The organism is Kitasatospora sp. NBC_00458, from assembly GCF_036013975.1.
Taxonomy (GTDB): domain Bacteria; phylum Actinomycetota; class Actinomycetes; order Streptomycetales; family Streptomycetaceae; genus Kitasatospora.
Genome location: NZ_CP107904.1, coordinates 1 through 17,357, shown reverse-complemented (window position 1 = coordinate 17,357; position 17,357 = coordinate 1). Strand labels below are relative to the sequence as shown.

Annotated in this window: 17 protein-coding genes and 1 pseudogene; 11 read left to right on the top strand and 7 right to left on the bottom strand. The window is 75.9% G+C overall.

The genetic code is table 11. From position 1 onward, the window contains the following. Positions 1–373: 373 nt before the first annotated feature. Both OG550_RS32685 and OG550_RS00085 read left to right on the top strand, forming a co-directional pair. Positions 374–493: pseudogene (locus OG550_RS32685) on the top strand (TetR/AcrR family transcriptional regulator); the annotation flags it as partial. A gap of 556 nt (positions 494–1,049) precedes the next feature. Continuing rightward, positions 1,050–2,399, top strand: coding sequence for an MFS transporter (locus OG550_RS00085; RefSeq protein WP_327673193.1), 1,350 nt, complete (start codon positions 1,050–1,052; stop codon positions 2,397–2,399). Between the two features lie 47 nt (positions 2,400–2,446). Here OG550_RS00085 and OG550_RS00080 read toward each other — a convergent pair whose 3' ends face one another. Both OG550_RS00080 and OG550_RS00075 read right to left on the bottom strand, forming a co-directional pair. Further along, the gene (locus OG550_RS00080) at positions 2,447–2,902 is read right to left on the bottom strand and encodes a hypothetical protein (RefSeq protein WP_327673191.1); all 456 of its coding nucleotides are present in this window, start codon (positions 2,900–2,902) and stop codon (positions 2,447–2,449) included. Between the two features lie 146 nt (positions 2,903–3,048). Next, positions 3,049–3,807, bottom strand: coding sequence for a helix-turn-helix domain-containing protein (locus OG550_RS00075; protein WP_327683611.1), 759 nt, complete (start codon positions 3,805–3,807; stop codon positions 3,049–3,051). 198 nt (positions 3,808–4,005) lie between these two features. Between OG550_RS00075 and OG550_RS00070 the strand changes: the two genes are divergently transcribed. Further along, on the top strand, positions 4,006–4,866 hold the full coding sequence (locus OG550_RS00070; RefSeq protein WP_327673189.1) for an alpha/beta fold hydrolase: 861 nt from the start codon (positions 4,006–4,008) through the stop codon (positions 4,864–4,866). An 83-nt stretch (positions 4,867–4,949) separates the two neighbouring features. On the opposite strand, the gene OG550_RS00065 is transcribed toward OG550_RS00070, so the two are convergent. Both OG550_RS00065 and OG550_RS00060 read right to left on the bottom strand, forming a co-directional pair. After that, a complete protein-coding gene (locus tag OG550_RS00065) occupies positions 4,950–5,225 on the bottom strand; it encodes a hypothetical protein (protein WP_327673187.1) in 276 nt (91 codons plus the stop codon). A gap of 92 nt (positions 5,226–5,317) precedes the next feature. After that, positions 5,318–6,676 (bottom strand): MATE family efflux transporter, encoded by a 1,359-nt coding sequence (locus OG550_RS00060; RefSeq protein ID WP_327673185.1) that lies wholly within the window; start codon positions 6,674–6,676, stop codon positions 5,318–5,320. 167 nt (positions 6,677–6,843) lie between these two features. On the opposite strand from OG550_RS00060, the gene OG550_RS00055 reads away from it, so the two are divergent. The 7 genes from OG550_RS00055 to OG550_RS00025 all read left to right on the top strand — a co-directional run bounded on the left by OG550_RS00055 (position 6,844) and on the right by OG550_RS00025 (position 13,064). Further along, positions 6,844–7,425: a PadR family transcriptional regulator gene (locus OG550_RS00055; RefSeq protein WP_327673183.1), complete on the top strand. Its 582-nt coding sequence runs from the start codon at positions 6,844–6,846 to the stop codon at positions 7,423–7,425. Between the two features lie 275 nt (positions 7,426–7,700). Beyond that, positions 7,701–8,660 carry a class I SAM-dependent methyltransferase gene (locus OG550_RS00050; RefSeq protein WP_327673181.1) on the top strand — a complete coding sequence of 320 codons (960 nt, stop codon included), beginning with the start codon at positions 7,701–7,703 and terminating at the stop codon, positions 8,658–8,660. A 92-nt stretch (positions 8,661–8,752) separates the two neighbouring features. Further along, complete coding sequence (locus OG550_RS00045) at positions 8,753–9,553, top strand: phosphatase PAP2 family protein (RefSeq protein WP_327673179.1); 801 nt, start codon at positions 8,753–8,755, stop codon at positions 9,551–9,553. A gap of 87 nt (positions 9,554–9,640) precedes the next feature. Beyond that, positions 9,641–10,546: an acyltransferase domain-containing protein gene (locus OG550_RS00040; RefSeq protein WP_327673177.1), complete on the top strand. Its 906-nt coding sequence runs from the start codon at positions 9,641–9,643 to the stop codon at positions 10,544–10,546. Positions 10,547–10,765: 219 nt separating this feature from the next. Beyond that, positions 10,766–11,668, top strand: coding sequence for an isocitrate lyase/PEP mutase family protein (locus tag OG550_RS00035; protein WP_327673175.1), 903 nt, complete (start codon positions 10,766–10,768; stop codon positions 11,666–11,668). After that, complete coding sequence (locus tag OG550_RS00030; RefSeq protein ID WP_327673173.1) at positions 11,665–11,964, top strand: hypothetical protein; 300 nt, start codon at positions 11,665–11,667, stop codon at positions 11,962–11,964. The genes OG550_RS00035 and OG550_RS00030 overlap by 4 nt, the downstream gene beginning before the upstream one ends. Then, the gene (locus tag OG550_RS00025; protein ID WP_442905902.1) at positions 11,961–13,064 is read left to right on the top strand and encodes a bile acid:sodium symporter family protein; all 1,104 of its coding nucleotides are present in this window, start codon (positions 11,961–11,963) and stop codon (positions 13,062–13,064) included. Before OG550_RS00030 ends, OG550_RS00025 begins: the two co-directional genes overlap by 4 nt. Before the next feature lie 57 nt (positions 13,065–13,121). Here the strand turns inward: OG550_RS00025 and OG550_RS00020 are convergent, their stop codons facing one another. From OG550_RS00020 to OG550_RS00010, 3 genes are read right to left on the bottom strand one after another with little or no spacing between them, the layout of a single operon-like run. Further along, complete coding sequence (locus tag OG550_RS00020) at positions 13,122–14,009, bottom strand: hypothetical protein (RefSeq protein ID WP_327673171.1); 888 nt, start codon at positions 14,007–14,009, stop codon at positions 13,122–13,124. Then, positions 14,006–16,060: a GMC family oxidoreductase gene (locus OG550_RS00015; RefSeq protein ID WP_327673168.1), complete on the bottom strand. Its 2,055-nt coding sequence runs from the start codon at positions 16,058–16,060 to the stop codon at positions 14,006–14,008. Before OG550_RS00015 ends, OG550_RS00020 begins: the two co-directional genes overlap by 4 nt. Then, positions 16,057–16,524 carry a hypothetical protein gene (locus tag OG550_RS00010; protein WP_327673166.1) on the bottom strand — a complete coding sequence of 156 codons (468 nt, stop codon included), beginning with the start codon at positions 16,522–16,524 and terminating at the stop codon, positions 16,057–16,059. Before OG550_RS00010 ends, OG550_RS00015 begins: the two co-directional genes overlap by 4 nt. A 518-nt stretch (positions 16,525–17,042) precedes the next feature. Between OG550_RS00010 and OG550_RS00005 the strand changes: the two genes are divergently transcribed. Beyond that, positions 17,043–17,357 (top strand): DUF4389 domain-containing protein (locus OG550_RS00005; protein WP_327673163.1); only part of this gene is annotated, 315 nt, incomplete at its 3' end.

The following is a 17,357-nucleotide window of genomic DNA, read 5'->3' as shown; positions in this document are numbered from 1 at the left end:
CCGCCCCAGGGCTCTCCCGTTCCGCCCCGCTCAGGGGCGCGTCGCCTCGTCCGGGGAGCCCTCCGGGCCCGTGCCCGCACCGCCCGCACCGCCCGCACAGCCCGCGGGATCGCTGCCGGCCCCGGCACCGCAGTTCTCGCACGGGCCCGCGCCGGGACGCTCACGCAGGCGCCCGCACTCCTCGCACACCCGGTCCAGCCAGCAGGCCGCTTCTCCGCCTTCGTCCATCCCCCGATTCTGCCCGAGCCCTCCCGCCGTCCGGTCCCCACCGGCCCTGCCGGCCCTGCCGGGTCCTGACGCGTCCCGCCAAGTCGGGCCGACCCGGCGGAGTCGCGAGTAGACAATGTCTACTCGATCTTGGTAGACAGTGTCTATGACCGATCAGGACCCCAGTACCGGCCTGCGCGCCCGCCTCGTGGCGGCCGGTGTCCAGCTGGTGACCCACGAGGGCGTGCACGCGCTCACCCTGCGCGAGATCGCCCGCCAGGCCGGCGTCTCGCACGGCGCCCCGCGCCGCTACTTCAGCACCCACGTCGAGTTGCTCGCGGCCATCGCCCGGCGCGGCTTCGAGAACCTGGCTGCCTCCCTCGACCTGGCCGGACCGGATCCCGCCGCCGCCGCGGGCCCCGCCCCGGCCGCGGACCCCGCAGCGGCGCGGGTCCGGCTCGACCGGCTCGCCCGCGGCTACCTCGACTTCGCGGCCGCCCAGCCCGGCATGTTCGAGCTGATGTTCCGCCACGACGTCCTCGAAGGCAGCGGATCGGACCTGCGGAAGACCACACTGCCGCTCTTCGAGACCCTCGTCCGCCTCGTCGCCGAGATCCGCCCGGCCGAGGCCCGCCCAGCCGAGGTCCGCCCGTCCGGCGCGGCCGACGCCGGGGCCCGGCCGCCGCGCACGACCCCGCGACCGTCGCCGCCGCGTTCTGGGCCAACCTGCACGGCCTCGCCCAGCTCCGCGCCTGGGGCAGCCTCGGGCTCGTCACCGGCGGCGGCACCGTCGAACCGCTGCTGCGCGCCGTCCTCGACGCCCACCTCGGCCCGGAGCCCCGGTGACCCCCACGGCACGGCAGCGCCTCACCCTGGCCGGCAGCGTCACCGGCGCGGCCGTCGTCGCCCTCGACGGGACGGTGCTCACCGTCGCCCAGCCCAGCCTCCAGCGCGACCTGGACGCCTCGCTCGCCGCCGTGCAGTGGACCAGCACCGCGTACCTCATCACGGTGGCCAGCCTGCTGGTCTTCGCCGGGCGGCTCGGCGACCGCTACGGGCACCAGCGGGTCTTCGCCGTCGGCGTCCTCGGCTTCGCCGCCAGTTCCGCCGCGATCGCGCTGGCACCCGGGATCGGCTGGGTGATCGCCCTGCGGGTCGCCCAGGGCGTCGGCGGCGCGCTCCTCCAGCCCGCCACCCTCGGCCTGCTGCGGGCCGCCTACCCCGCCGACCGGCTCGGACCGCCGATCGCCCTGCGCACCAGCGCGATCGGCCTGGCCGCGGCCGCCGGTCCGGTCGTCGGCGGCGCGCTGACCACCCACTTCGGCTGGCGGTCGGTCTTCTTCCTCACCGTCGCACCCGCCGTCGCGGCCGGCGCCGCCGCGCTGTTCGTCCGGCTCCCGCAGCCGACCGCCGACCGCACCGCCGGACTGGACCTGCCGGGTGCCGCCCTGCTCGGCTCCGCGCTGTCCTGCCTGGTGTTCGCCCTGACCGGCGTCCCCGACCGGGGCTGGACGGCCGGCACCTGGCTCGGCCTCGTGGCGGCCGCCGCGCTGGGCCTCGTCCTCCTCCGGCACGAGCGGCGCACCCCTCGTCCGCTGCTGCCACCGGCCGTCCTCGGCTCGTCGACGGTGACGGCGGCGCTCGGCGTGCTGCTGACCGCCTCGGCGGCGCTCTTCGGCACGGTCTTCCTCGGCACCTACTTCCTCCAGGACGTGCTCGCCCTCGACCCGCTCGCCAGCGCGGTGCGGTCCCTGCCGCTGGCGGCGGCGATGGTGGTGGCCGCACCCGCCTCCGCGGTGCTGGCCCGCCGTCACGGACCGCGCCGCACCGTCATGGCGGGGATGTCGGCGATCGTGGCCGGCGCCCTGGGGGTCGCCGGGTTCGGGCCGGACACCGGCGCCCTCGCCATCGGCTGCGCGTTCCTGCTGCTGGGCGCCGGGTTCGGCACGGTGATGGTCACCGCGACGGCGGCGATCGTCCGCGACGCCTCGGTGGCCGACGCCGGGGTGGCGGGCGGTCTGCAGCAGACCGCGATGAACGTCGGACCGGCCGTCGGCGTCGCCGCCGCGGCCACCCTGACCGCCGGTCAGCCGTTGGCCACCACCCTCGGCCCGGCCCTCTGGGCCCTGGCGGCCACCGCGGCCGCGGGCGTGCTGCTCGCGGCACGCCTCCCGCACGGCCGGGCCGCCTGAGACCGGATCGCGCCCGGACCCCGCAGCGCCCCGGTGGCGGAAGGGGATCAGTCCGCGTCCGGGACGAACACGAAGTGGAACCTCTCCGCATCCTCGGGAACGCCGAAGCCCGCACCCGGGCCGAGGCGCGCAGGGTCCGCGGCCCAGAACACGTGGAGGACGAAGTCCTCGTCCTCGGCCCCGAGGTCGAGCGTGACGCCGGCGGGACCGGAGAAGAGGGTCCACGCTTCGACCCGGCCGCTTCGCGACCGGTACGGCACCCGCGCCAGCGGACGGTACCCCTCCGGGGGGACCGCCGCCCCGGACCGTTCGAGGGTGACCCTCGCGTAGTGGTGCTGCGCGGAGCTCAGGACGCCGACGGCCCCGTGCCCGACCGTGACGCCCGGGGACTCCGCACTCATCGGCAGTTGCAGCCAGTGGACGTCCGACTCACCGAGGGGGTCGTCCTCCCAGAGGCCGAACTGCGAACGTTCGACGGAGACGAGGCCCGTTGACCTCTGCATCGGCGGACTCCCTGCGGTCAGGCGGCTGTTCGGGCATCGTAGGCGCCGCCACCGACAGGCTCCGTCGCCGGTGTCGGGCAGCAGCCCGGTCACGTGGGGTGCGTGGCGTGGGCCGGGCATGTGGGCCGGGTGGCGTGGGCCGGGGGTCACGCGGTCGGCCATGCGCGGTCGTCCACCGTCAGGAACGGCTCGCCGAGCACGGCCGCCGGGGTGGAGCCGGTGAACTCCATGACGTCCCGGTGCAGATGGGACTGGTCGTAGTAGCCGCCGTCCGCCGCCACCCGGGCCGGGCCTTCACCCGCGACCAGTCGGTGCACCGCGTGGTCGAAGCGGACCAGCTTGGCGGCGCTCTTCGGCGGGAGGCCGAGGTGCGCGTGGAAGCGCGACCACAGGCGCTTGCGGCTCCATCCGAGCTCGGCCGCCAGGTCGTCGACCCGGACGAGGCCCCGGTCGGCGACGATCCGGTGCCAGGCCCAGGCGGTCTCCCGGTCCGGGGGCCGCCGCGCCTCGAACCGGCGGGCGAGCAGCGCGTCGGTGAACGCGAAGCGCTCCTCCCAGGAGGGGATCGCGTCCAGCTGCTCGCGGATCCGTGCCGCCTCCCTGCCCCACATCTCGTCGAGGGTCACCGGGGAACCGGCCAGGTCGGCCGGGGGAACGCCGAGGACCGTTCCGGCGACCACCGGGGACAGCCGCACCTGCACGCACTCGACGTGCTCGCCCCGGGCCCGGACACCGCCTCCGGAGCCGAACCCGGGCCCGGCGACGAGGCTTCCCGCGTGCGGCCGCCCGGCGCCGTCCTCGATGGTGGACGTGCCCGCCCCGAACTCCAGAATCAGCATCACCGCCGGGTGCGGCACCACCCGCAGGCCCTCGACGAGCCGGCCCGGGACCCGGAACCCGGCCATGTCGACGCCGGCCACCCGGCTCGGCCGCTGCGGACGCGCGACGTCCCACGCAGCGGGATCGTCACGGTGCTTCACGGTGGACCCCCTCAGCGGATGCTACGCGCGCCGGGGAGGGGACGCGAGGGCGGCCGGCGGTCGGAACGGCGGAGGGAACATTCGTCCAAGCCGCCGGCGCCCACCGGCGGCGACAGTGGGCCCATGACTCCTCCCGACAGGCATTCCCCTCCGAACGGCGACGCCGCCTCAGGGGATTCGCTCCTCCGCCTGGAGCACGGTGACGTGTACGTCCGCCAGGACGGCCCTCACCGGGCCCCCGTGCTCCTGCTCATCCACGGGTCCGCCGCGTCGAGCCGCTCGTGGGACGCGATGGTTCCGTTCCTGACCGCACACCACCGCGTCATCCGGATCGACCTCCCGGGGCACGGCCGCTCCGCCGAACCGGCCGACGGCGACTACGCGGTCCCGGAGCTGGGACGCAGGATCGGCACGGTGCTCGACCGGCTCGGCGTCGGGCGCGCCGTGGCCGTCGGCCACTCCAGCGGCGGCTATGCCGCCACCGCCCTCACCGAGCGGCGGCCCGACCTGGTGACCGGGCTCGTGCTGATCAACACCGGCCCCGGTATGGACGCCTTCATCGCGCCGGGGCCCACCGCGTTCCAGCCCGAGCAGTGGCCGCCGACCGACGAGCGGATCCGCCTGCTCGCGGGCACCGCGTTCCGCGCGGGGTACGAGGTCCCGCAGGAACTCGTCGACGAGCTGCGCGGCATGTCCTACCACGCGGTCACCGCCGCGATGCAGGCGTCCGTCGGCTACCTGAGCCGGCGCACGCTCCCGGACCGGCTGACGGACCTCGGCAAGCCGTTGCAGGTGGTCTTCGGTGACCAGGACCGCAGGTGGCAGCCCTCGTCGGCGGCCGACTACCTGGTCGTTCCGGGCGCGAAGGTCGATCTGCTGCCCGGTGCCGGGCACACGCCGATCCTGGAGGAGCCGGCACGGACCGCCGAACTCGTCCTGTCCTTCACGGAGCTCCGCACCGGTCGATCGCCCGGGACCGCCTGACGGCCCGCCCCGTACGGCGGAGTGCCGGCGGGGTTCCCGCGCGACCGAGTACGCCCGGGCACCCCGCGGGGCCAGGCGGTCCGTCACATCGCCCTGTGGTCCTGGACGGCCAGGCCGTCGGCGGCGCCGCCGGTGTCGCCGCAGCCGCCGGAGGGCCGGAGGAGCATGCCCTGGCGGGCCTCGACCACGATGCCGGGAGCGGTGGCGGGCCGCTCGGCGGCGCCGACCCCCGCGAGCGCCGCGGCGCCGACCCCCGCGGCGGCGGCACCGGTCAGGGCCGCGTGACGACTGCTCGGCCCCGTGACGGTGCCTCCGACCTGGGAAGGATCGACTTTCGGCGGTGCAGGCGGGGGGTCCACCCGGGCAACCGGTCTTCCAGGTGCCGTGCGACCGGGCGTTCCCGCCCTCCGTCGAGCCACTCGCCCGGTCCTTCGCCCGGCCGCACGCCGGCTCACTCGCGCGCGGCCGTCGCCGGCGGCCTCGCCGGTCCGGCCGGGCCGGTGGCGTCGGCGGGCGGGGCCGCGGGCCGGACCGGTCCGCGGATCACCAGGAGGCCGAGCAGTGCCAGCTGGACGAACGCGCCGACCGCCGACCCGGCCCAGAGCCCGGCCACGCCGAACGGGCCCGACAGCAGGACGCCGGAGCCGAGTTGCGCCGCGAGGCCGAGCAGCACGGAGACCACCAGCGGGCGGCCGGCGCCGACCGCCTGGAGGACCCCGCCGAGGGCGACCACCAGCGCGTACGCCGGCAGGTGGAGCCCGGCCGTCCGCAGGAAGCGGACCGCCTCGGCGGCCACCGCCGGGTCGTCGGTGAACAGCCCGGCCACCGGCCCGGCGAACGCCGCGCAGAGGACGGCCGCACCGGTGCCGAGCACGGCGGCCAGCCGGGCGGTGTCGCGGCCGAGGGCCCGCACGGCGGTGGCCGCCCCGGACCCGACGAGCCGCGCCGCCTCGATCGCGGCGGCCTGCCGGACGGCGTAGAACGCCATCGTGACGACCAGCAGCACCCGGTAGCCGACCCCGTACCCGGCCACGGCGGGCACGCCGAAGGAGGCGACCAGGCCGAGCTGGACCGCCCCCGCTCCCATCCGGGCGGTGAAGTCGAGGCCGAACGGCGCGCCGGCGGCGGTGATCCCGCGCGCCGTCCGCAGCAGTCCGTCCGGCGGTGCGGGCAGCCGGCGGCGGCGCCTGAGCAGCAGGGTGAGCGCGAACGCGGCGGCCCGGGAGGCGGTCAGCGCGAGGGCCGCGCCGGTCACACCGAGCGCGGGCAGCGGGCCCGGGCCGAGGATCAGCAGCGGGTCCAGCACCAGCAGCAGGGCGTTCGAGAGCAGGGCCGTCCGCATCGGCGTCCGGGTGTCGCCGGCGCCCTTGAACAGCTCGTCGGCGACGCGCTGGCCGAAGAACAGCGCGAACGCGGGGAAGGCGACGGCGAAGTAGTCGGCGGCCAGTCCGGCGGCCTCGCCGTCCAGGAAGGCTTCGGCGACCGGCTCGCGGAGCAGGAAGCCGGGCACGGCGAGCACGAGGCTGCCGAGGGCGCAGAGCCGCCAGGCGGCGCGGGCGACCCGGCCGGCCTCGGCCCGGTCGCCCGCGCCGCGGGCGTGCGAGAGCCGCACGGTCGTCCCCGAGCTCACCACCAGGACCAGGCCGAGCAGCAGGTTCTCCACGGTGCCGGCCAGTGTGACGGCGGCGACGGCCGCCCCGCCGAGCCCCGCCACCCAGAAGGTGCCGACGACGGAGGCGGCCACCCCCGACAGCAGCTCTCCGTAGACCGGTCCCGCCAGTGTGATCAGGCGTGGCAGATGCCCCCGCATGGTCGCTCCCCCGTCCGTCGGCCGCGCCCCCATCGAGCACCTTGCCTCGAAAAGAGATACCTCTTATCGAGGCACATCGGCAAGAGGTAGCATGACGCCCCGACGGAACGCGGACGAGCGGACGGTGCGCCCCGCGGAGCGTCACGACGACGGAAGGGTGTTCCACGGTGCTGACCCTCGCGATCCTCGGTTTCCTCCACGGCGAGCCGCTCCACGGGTACGAGCTGAAGTCCCGCATCACCGGCCTGACCGGCCACGTCCGACCGGTCAGCGACGGCGCGCTCTACCCCGCGATCACCCGCCTGGAGAAGGCCGGGATGCTGGTGCGCCGGAGCCGGCCGGGCACCGGGGCCGTCCCGCGGCAGGTCCTGGAGCTCACCGCCGACGGCCGCGCCGAGCTGGAGCGGCGGCTGGCCGAACCGGAGGAGGTCGAGATCTCCGACCAGATCCGCTTCTTCACCGTCGCCGCGTTCCTCGACCGCCTCGCCGACCCTGCGCTGCAGGCCGCGGTGCTCCGGCGGCGGCTGGCCTTCCTGGAGGCGCCGAGCAGCTTCTTCTACGACGCCGACGGCCGACCGGTCGCCGCCGAGCAGGAGCGCAACCCGTTCCGGCGCGGCATGCTGCTGGTCGCCCGGGCCTCCGGGGCGGCCGAACGGGCCTGGCTGGCGGAGACGATCGCCGAGCTGGAGGACACCGGCCGCGACGCGCGACCGGGCGACGTGACCGGGAGACCTGGCCGGGACGCGTGACCGGGCGACATGACCGGGACGCGTGACCGGGACCGCCCGCGGCCCGGCGGGCAGGGGCCCCGGACGGCCTCCCGTGACTGACGGCCCGGGCAGTCACACGGACGGCGGCCCTCCGTTCGGCACCGACGGCTGCCCGCCGCACCCCGCCGTCGTTATGATGAACGCCCCCCACAGCACGGCCGACCCGTTCGTCCCGTACCACGGCACCGCCGCGCGTGATCCGTCCGCCGGGTCCCCACCCGCGCACGCTCCACCCCGTCCGCAGGGAGACCGCCGTGCCCAGTGCCGACACCGCCGCCACCGCCACCGGTTCCACCGGCGCCGCCGCCCCGGCGGCCGCCGCCCCGCCCGTGACCGCCCCCGGGACCGCCCCCGGGACGGCCGCCTCCCGACCGGCCCCGAACCGGGACGACATCCCCGGCTGGTTCTTCCGGCTCGACCAGGAGGCCTTCCGCCACCTGCTCTCCGCCCAGACCGCGGCCGGCCGCACCGGCGACATCCTCGAACTCGGGACGTACCTCGGCCGCAGCGCCGTCCTGCTCGGCGACCACCTGCGGCCGGGCGAGCACCTGACGGTCTGCGACCTGTTCGACTCCGAGGCGGGAGACGACGACAATGCCGCCGAGATGACGATGTCCTACCGGGCGTCGCTCACCAGGAGCGCCTTCGAGGCCAACTACCTGGCCTTCCACCCGCGGCTGCCGGTGATCGTGCAGGCGCCGACCTCGGTGCTGGCCGACGGCCGGATCCCGGCCGGCAGCTGCCGCTTCGTCCACGTCGACGCCTCCCACCTGTTCGAGCACGTGGCCGGGGACATCGAGGTGGCACGGGCCGCGCTGGCCGAGGACGGCCTGGTGGTGCTGGACGACTACCGCTCCGAGCACACCCCCGGGGTCTCGGCGGCCGTCTGGCAGGCGGTGTTCACGGCCGGGCTGCGGCCGGTGCTGCTCACCCCGATGAAGTTCTACGGGACCTGGGGCGACACCGAGGCCGTGCGGCGGGTCCTGCTGGACCGGGACTGGCGGGCCGAGGGCTTCACGGTGGACGAGGACACCATCGCCGGCATGCCGGTCCTGCGGCTGAACAACGCCGTGCACCCGGGCGCGGCGACGCGGTCGGCCCCGCGCGCGCTGCTGCTGGACGTGCTGCCTCCGGCGGCCACCCGGGCGGTCCGGCGGCTGCTCCGGGTCCTCCGGCTGCTGCGCGACCGCCGCGCGGGCGGCCGGGGGCGCTGACCGGGCCGGGCCGACCGCCGCGGTTCGCCCTGGACCGGCCCCGCGTCCGGCCCGGTCCGGGCGCGAACGGCCCGGCCGTTACGCTGTCCGCCGTGACCCGAACGACAGCCGCGGGGGACCGCACCGGATCCGACCGGACGGCGTCGGGCCCCACCACACCGGCCCCCACCGCAACGGGCCCCACCGCTCCGGGGAGCCGCCCCGCCCGGCGCCGCCGGTCCGCTCTCCCGGCGAGCACCTTCGTCCCGCCCGAGCCCCCGGCCTTCAGCACCGCCTCGCGGCGCGAGCGGACCGCCCGGATCGTCACCGAGGTGCTGGCGCCCGCCCACCTGGTGACCGCCCTGCTGCTGCTCGTCGGCGCGCACTCGAACGGGGGCTGGGCCGGTGTCGGCTGGGGCCTGTTCGCGGCGCTGTTCTGCGGGGCGGTCCCGATCGGCGTCGTCGCGCTCGGCGTACGGCGCGGCGCGCTGACCGACCGGCACATCCGGATCCGCCGCCAGCGGGTGGTGCCGATGGCGGTCGGCCTGCTCTCGGTGGTCACCGGGGTGGCGCTGCTCCACCTGCTGCACGCACCGGCGCCGGTCGGCGCGCTGGTGGTGGCGATGCTGGTCGGACTGGTGTCGGCGCTGGTCGTGACCGTCTGGTGGCAGATATCGCTGCACAACGCGGTGGCCGGCGGCACCGCGATGATCCTGCTGCTGGCGTTCGGCCCGGCTCCGGCCGCCGCGGGCCTGCCGGCGGCGCTCCCGGCGGGGCTGCTCCCGGTGGCGGTGGCGGTCCCCGTGGCGGTGGGGTGGTCGCGGCTGGTGCTGAAGGCCCACACCCCGGCGCAGGTGCTGGCCGGGACGGCGCTCGGCGGTGTCTCCGCGCTGGTGTTCGCGCTGCTGCGCTGACCCCGCCGCCCCGGTTCCCCCGTGCCCGTGCGGGCCGCCGGTCGGTAGGGTCGGGCGGCCGAACGAGCAGCGCACCGAGGAGGGACCGTGGAGCAGTGTCTTCCGGCGGACGAGGAACTCGTCGACGCGCTGCTGGAGCTGGCGGTGCCGTTCGACGCCGTGAACGGGATCCTGGCCGCGCGGTCCCGGCTGGCGCGCGACCGCGGGCTGAGAACGGTCTTCGAGGAGGCGCTGCGCACCCAGGCCGCAGCGGTCGGGACGCTCGGGGGGCCGTCCGGGCTCACCCGCGACTGGCCGGCCGGTACCGACGGCGCCGAACCGCTCTCGACGCTGCTGTTCGTCGCGCTGGCGCCGCACACCCGGGCGCACCACCGGGCGCTGGGCGTGCCGCCGGAGGTCACCCGGACGACCCTGGCCGACCTGGGGCGGCAGCTCGCGGTGAGCCGGTGGCGCGGCCGGTCCGCGGGCCTGGGCAACCCGTCCTGGCTGACGCTGCACTTCCGGGGCGAGCTGTTCCAGCTCGGCCGGCTCCAGTTCCAGCGCAAGCGGCTGACCGGCCGGGACGCCGAGGCGGCCCGGGCGGCGGGGATCGGCGAGCGGGTCCTCCAGCTGCACATCCCGGACAGCTCCGGCCCGCTCTCCCCCGGGGCCTGCGACCGCTCGCTGGACCGGGCCCGGGCGTTCTTCCCCGCGCACTTCCCCGCCGAGCCGTACCGGACGGCGTGCGTGTTCTCCTGGCTGCTGGACCCGCAGCTCGGCCGCTACCTCCCCGAGGGCTCGAACATCATGAGGTTCCAGCGCCGGTTCGCCCCGCTCCGGCGCCCCGGCGCCCCGCCGGAGCCCGAGGACGCCAATCCGCTCCGCTTCGTCTTCGGCGACCCCGCACTCCCCCTGGAGTCCCTCCCCCGCGACACCGCCGTGCAGCGCGCACTGATCGACCACCTGAGCGCGGGCGGGCACTGGTACGTGGTCGGCGGACGGCTGGCGCTCTGAGACGCCCGGGGCTGTACCTCCCACCCGCTCAGGAATTGTCATATTCCTCGGACCAATATGACAGCGCATCACTCTCACGAGGGAAATCTCCCTAAAGATTTGCCCACGGAACATTAAAGAGCGCATAGTGATGACGCCTCAGTTGGCCCTAGGGATGGCCAATTTATGGCAAAGTCCCGCGCGTGTCGCGTGCGGACCCCGGCAAGTGAGGAGACGGCGTTGCGTCACGAGAACCTCCACGAGAACGGCATCGCGGCCGCGAGCCCCGGGCAGCGACTGCGGGAGCGGATCGCCACCCCGGGGACGACCCCGCTCATCGGCGTCCACGACATGTACTCCGCGTCGATCGCAGCCGAACACTACGACGGCATGTTCGTCTCCGGTTTCGGATTCGCGGCGTCCTACTACGGCCTGCCCGACATCGGCTTCATCGCCTGGCCCGACATGGTCGCCTTCGTCGAGCGGCTGCGCGGCGCCTTCCCCCGGCACCACCTGCTGGTCGACATCGACGACGGCTACGTCGATCCCGAGGTGGCCTGCCACGTGGTGCGCAGGCTGGAGCGGATCGGCGCGTCGGGCGTCATCCTGGAGGACCAGAAGCGCCCGCGCCGCTGCGGACACGCCGACGGCAAGCAGGTCCTCCCGCTCGACGAGTACCTGGAGAAGCTGGACCAGGTGCTCGCCACCCGCACCGACCTCGTCGTGGTGGCCCGCACGGACGCCACCGAGGAGGACGACATCCTGCGGCGGGCCGCGGCACTCGCCGCCACCGACGCGGACGTCGTCCTGGTCGACGGCGTGCGCAGCGAGGACTGGATCCGGCGGATCCGGCGGGTCGTGGGCGACAAGCCGCTGCTGTTCAACCAGATCGCCGGCGGGAAGTCCCCCCGGCTGTCGCTCTCCGAGCTCGGCGACCTGGGCGTCGACGTCGCGATCTACAGCACCCCCTGCCTGTTCGCCGCCCACCGGGCGATGGACGAGGCGCTCGCCGGCCTCAAGGTGGCGGACGGACGCCTCCCGGCCCCGGTCGGGCAGTCCCGCGAGATCGGCGTGCGCGAGTCGACGGAGCTGCTGGAGCGGAACATCGCCCGGCCGAAGGCCCTGGAGGAGGTGGGCGTGTGACGGACCGTGCAGCCGGCCCGGTCGCCCGGCCGCGCCGGGTTCGACGCCAGGTGGCCGCCGCCGGGCTGGCCGGCGCCTGGGCGGTCCTGGGCTGCGCCGTCCCGGCGGAGGCGGAGCGGAGCCTGATCACGGTGATCGACAACCCCCGGATCGACTCGATCGTCGAAGTGGACCGGACGGCCAACGTCCAGACCGGCCACGGCACGGCCGGCAGCGACCACGACGGGGCGACCGCGCTGGTGACCGGCCTGCTGGGCGACGGCCCGGCGGGCCCGCAGACGGAGGGGGAGACGTGAACGCGGTCCGGCGGCACCGGCCGCCGCCGGGCCAGCCGGACCAGCCGGGTGGCCCGGCGCCCGGCGGCGCCGACCCGCCGCGACCGTGGTGGCGCGCCCTGGACCCGTACGTGGCGGCACTGGCCGGCGCGGTCCTGCTCGCCGCGCTGCTGCCCGTCGGCGGACGGGCCGCGCGCGGCGCCGACCTGGCCTGCGACCTCGCGGTCGGGCTGCTCTTCTTCCTCTACGGTGCCCGGCTGTCGGCCCGTGAGACCCTCGCGGGCCTCCGGCACCTGCGGCTGCACGGGCTGGTGCTCGTCTGCACCTTCGTGGTGTTCCCGCTGTTCGGGGTTGCCACGGCGGTGCTGACCCCCTTCCCGCTCACCGAGCAGGTGCGGGCGGGGGTGCTGTTCCTCTGCCTGGTCCCGTCGACGGTGCAGTCCTCGGTGGCGCTCACCGGCGCCGCCCGGGGGAACGTCCCCGCCGCGATCTGCGCCGGGACGTACTCAAGCCTGGCCGGGCTGGTGCTGACCCCCTTGCTGGCCGCCTGGCTGCTCGGCACCCGCACCGCGCTGTCGGCCGACGGCCTGGTGCGGATCTGCGCCCAGCTGCTCGCCCCGTTCGTGGCCGGGCAGCTGCTGCGGCCGTGGATCGGCGGGTTCCTGAGCCGCCACCGGCGTGTGCTCACCCCGGTCGACCGGGGCTCGATCCTGCTGGTCGTCTACACGGCGTTCAGCGGCGCGGTGGAGCAGGGCGTCTGGCAGACGGTCACGCCCGCCGCCCTGCTCGGGCTGGCGGCGGTCCTGCTGGCGCTGCTCGGGGCCTCCCTCGCGCTCGCCCGGCTCGGCGCGCGCCTGCTCGGGCTGGACCGGCCCTCCGGCATCGCCGCGGTCCTCTGCGGTTCGCAGAAGAGCCTCGCGAGCGGCCTGCCGATGGCGACCGTGCTGTTCGGCCCGCAGGCCGGTCTCCTCGTCCTGCCGCTGATGATGTACCACCAGGTGCAGTTGGTGGCGGGCACACTGCTCGCCGGCCGCTGGGCGCGGGCGGTGAGCGGCCCCACGGCCCCGGCCGCCGGGGAGGGCGCGACGGGCACCGCCCGCGCCTCGCCCGAAGCCGCCTGAGGCGGGGCTCCGGGCCTGCCGCGCCGGCGAACCGGTCCGGAGCCCCGCGTCCGGACGTCAGGGCAGGTAGTACGGGCGGTGGTGGGCGGCGACCGGGGCCGACTGGTAGGTCCAGACCCCGGCGGCGGGCGCGTCGCCGACCAGCCTGGCGAGGTCGCCGACGGCCTCCGCCGTCCGGTCGCCGAGCGTGAGCCGGACCCGTCCGGCGGTGCGGTCGTCGAGCGGGTGGAAGCGGTACGGCTGGTGGACGATGAGCGGTCCGGCCAGCAGTCGGCCCTCCTTCTCGGTGCCGTAGCCGGTGATCGGGGTGTTGACCACCGGCTCGCCGTCGAGTCCGGCCAGGTCGGCCTCGACGGCGAGGAGCTCCTCCTCGTACCGCCGCAGCCCGGTCGGCGGGTCGCCCGCGCCCGCCCGCTCCGCGCCGACCGCGCCGACCGTCTCCAGGGCGGCCCGGCGGCAGGAGAACGACCAGTGGTCCCGGACGGCGGCCGCGTTGAGCGAAGGGAGCTGTGTCACGAACCACCCGGGGTACTTGGGTTCGGCGTAGAGCCGGGAGCCGGCGTCGATGGCGAGCGGGTTGTCGCAGAGCACGTGGAGGCGGGCGATGCCGAGCAGTCCGGTCCGGTCGTGGCCGCGGGCGTACTGGCCGTAGCCGACGTCCGGGAGCCGGTCGGCGGCGTTCCGGGGGTGGGCGATGACGTTGATCTCCACCTCCTCGGTGATGCCGCCGCCGTTCGGGTACTGCGCGAAGTACAGCTGGTAGTTGAGCGAGACACAGGCCCGGCCGTCGAAGTCGGCGGCGGCCAGCGCGGGGTGGCGCTCGGCGAGCAGCTCCTGGACCGGCCCCGGGTCGACGAGGTAGTCCACGCCGATGTTGTGCAGCGCTCCGTAGTGGAACGGCAGGTGGTAGGGCTCCGGCACGGGCGGCAGGGTCAGACCGGTCACAGGGACTCCCGGAGGGGTGCGGCCGCGGGGCGGGCCGGAGAGGCGGTGGCGGGCGGAGGGACGGCGGACGGTCCCGGGATACCGGTCGGTGCGGCGGGCGGCGCACCGGCACCGGGCGGCGCGGTGCCCGGGCCGGTGCCGACGACCGCGGTAGCAGTCGCCGTCGCGGTAGCAGTCGCCGTCGCGGTCGCGGTCGTGGTCGGCAGGGTGGGCGCGGCCGGGGCGCGCAGCGCCAGGAGGTCCCGGTGCATCCGGTCGGCGCTGCGCAGCGCGAGCGCGGCCATGGTCAGCGAGGGGTTGGAGGTGCCGAGCGAGGGCATGGAGCCGCAGCCGACGGCGTAGAGGTTGGGGTGCTCCCAGCAGCGCTGCCACTGGTCGACCACGGAGGTGGCCGGCGAGTCGCCCATGACGTGGGTGCCGCCGGCGTGGCCGGCGCCCCGGTAGGCGTAGGCCGCGCCCTCGTGTTCGAGCCGGCCGGGCCAGCCCGGACCCGCCTCGTAGCGGGTGTGGTCCTCGGCACCGAGCAGTGCGAAGAGCTGGTCGGAGACCGCCCGGGCGGAGGCCATGCCGGCGCGGACGTACGGGGAGAGGTCGTAGTGGATGGCCGGGCGGGGCAGTCCCAGGCGGTCCCGGCGGTCGGGGTCCAGGGTGACCCGGTTGGCCGGGTCGGCGGGTTGCTCCAGTTCGAACTGGAGGCAGAACTGGCGGCCGAGCCGGTCGCCGAGCCGGTGGCGCAGCTCCTTGCCGCGCAGGCCGGCACCGAGCAGTCCGTCCACCTCGACCTGCGGCGGACCGGCGGCCCAGGACCAGCCCCAGTTGCCGATCTCGACCCGGAACGGCGCCCGGCGGGTGCGGGCGGGGCCGAAGCGGAAGGACTCCAGTCCGCTGGTCGAACCCGGTCCCCGGTAGGGGCCCACGGGCTCGGGCATGAGTCCCCAGGTGAGCAGTGCCGGATGGTCCATCAGGTTGCGGCCGACCTGGCCGCTCCGGCGGGCGAGGCCGGAGAGGAGGAGCAGCCGGGCGTTCTCGATGGCGTGGGCGGCGAGGACGACGAGGTCGGCCGCCACGGTGTGGGCCGTTCCGTCGGCGAGGTACTCGACGCCGGTGGCCCGGCCGGTGGCGTCGACGAGGACGCGGCTCACCACCGCGTCGGTGCGCAGCCGGACGGTGGAGGACCAGTCGGCCTGGGTCCGCAGTGGTGTGTACTTGGCGCCGGTCGGGCAGACCGGGACGCACCCGGCGCTGCCCTGGCAGAGCGGACCGTGCGGCCGGTTCGCCGGGTCGGTCGCCGTGCCGCCCGGGCGGGTGGGCCGGCCGTTGCGGGCGTGCGGGGTGGTGGTGACGGCGAGGCGGGCGCCGTCGGCCATCGCCGGGTCGCGCACGGTCCGGCCGTCGACGGCGCGGGCGACCGTCCGGTCGAGGTGGCTGGCGGGGATGGCGCGCATCGGGAAGGCGTAGTCGGCCGGGAGGGGGAGTCCGACCGCGCGGCGTTGCTCCTCGGCGTCGGCGGCGACGCCGAGTTCCCGTTCGGCTTCGCGGTAGTGCGGTTCGAGGTCGTGGTAGCCGATCGGCCAGTTGCGGCCGTGGCCGAGGTCGGCGGTGCGGAAGTCCTCGGGGTGCATGCGCGGGGTGAGTCCGGTCCAGAGCAGTCCGGTGCCGCCGTTGGCGCGCAGGTAGCCGCTGGCGTATGGCAGCGGGCCGTGCTGGACCAGGTACCCGGTGGCGGCGAACCCGCCGCCGGGCAGTCCCACGAGGTCGGTGACGTCGGGGGACGGCGCGTCCTCGCTGAGCGGGTACGGGGAGGTGGGGGCGCCGCCGCCGGCGGCCCGGTACGCGGTGGTGGTCGCCGCGGCGTCCGGGACGGGGTGGCCGGCTTCCAGGACCAGGACCCGGTGTCCCCGGGCACCGAGGCGGTGGGCGACCAGTGAGCCGGCGAAGCCCGCGCCGACCACCACGACGTCCCAGTGCGGTCCCGCCGTCCGGTGGTCGGCGGGGGTCCGTTCGGTCGTGCGCCGGTCGCCCCTGCCGTGGTCCGCGGGTGGGCGGTTCACCGGTCGTCACCGCCGTCCGGGGCTTCGGACCAGCTGCCGTGGCCGGGGGCGGTGGAGCCGGGCGGTGCGCCCCGGAAGGTCCGCCACATCAGCCCCCGGTCGTAGGCGCGGGGCGAGGAGGGCGGTTCGTCCGGCCAGGCGCCCACGTACCAGAGGCGGAGGAGGGCGTGTTCGTCGCGAGCCCGGTGGGCGAGGAGCGTGCGGTGGTGTTCGCGCGCCATCCCGGTGGCGCGCAGTTCCGTCTCGTCGAAGCCGGTCAGCTCGGCGGAGACGCGGAGGAATTCGGCGAAGTCCGTGAGGTCGGCGAGGCCGGTCCCGTCGGGCGGCTCGGGCGGCCCCGGTGGGCCCGATACCTCCGGTGGGCCCGGGGAGTCGTCCGCGGATCCCGACGAACCCGACGAACCCGCTGAGTGCGATGAGTCGGAGAGGTCTGAGACATGGTCGTGGTCGTCGATCGCTGGCAAACCGGCACCCCCACGGCGAGGACTCTGCGTCCTGGACATGACAGCAGACCGGGCCGAACGGCCCGGCGCTGTCATGGCGATGCTGCCTCGTCGAGCTGCGCTCCCGAACGGTCTGATCGAAACCAACCGCATCCGATCGATCCACCGACCAATCAGCACCGATCACGACCATCATTCGACCCGATCGTGTGCTGAACCGACCGGCCCGGGGACGGCACGGACGGCGGCACCGACGAACGAGAGGCGCCGGACAGCGTGCCGCCCGGCGCCGTCGGGTACGGAGGACCCCCGCCCGGCCCCGCCCGCGCGTCCCGAGCCCCCGACTCGACCCGACTCGACCCGACCCGACCCGCGCCGGGCCGGGCCCCTGCGCCGGGCCGGGCCCGTGCGGCGACGACCGGTCACCCGCGTCGCCCGAGCGGAGCAGCGCAGCGCGCGCGGACGGCGGTCGGCTGCGATCTTCGGAGCACACGACGGCTTCGCCGTGTGGACGTGCTTGTCGATCCCTGGAGGCCCGGATGTGGCAGGCTCCCCCCGCCCCCGCCCCCTATCCGAGCGAATGGCTGCCGGCCCTGGACATTCCGGCGCCGGGACCGCAGAACCGGCTCACCGTCCTGGTCCGCATCCTGCTGCTGATCCCGCAGTTCATCGTGGTCTGGGTGCTGTCCGTGGTGGCGTTCCTGGTCGCGGTGGTCGGCTGGTTCGGCGCACTGGTGCTGGGCCGGCTGCCGGTCTTCGCCTCCGACTACCTCTCCTCGTACGTGCCGTACGAGACCCGGGTGAACGCCTACCTGCTGCTGACGGTCGACCGCTACCCGCCGTTCGCGTTCCGG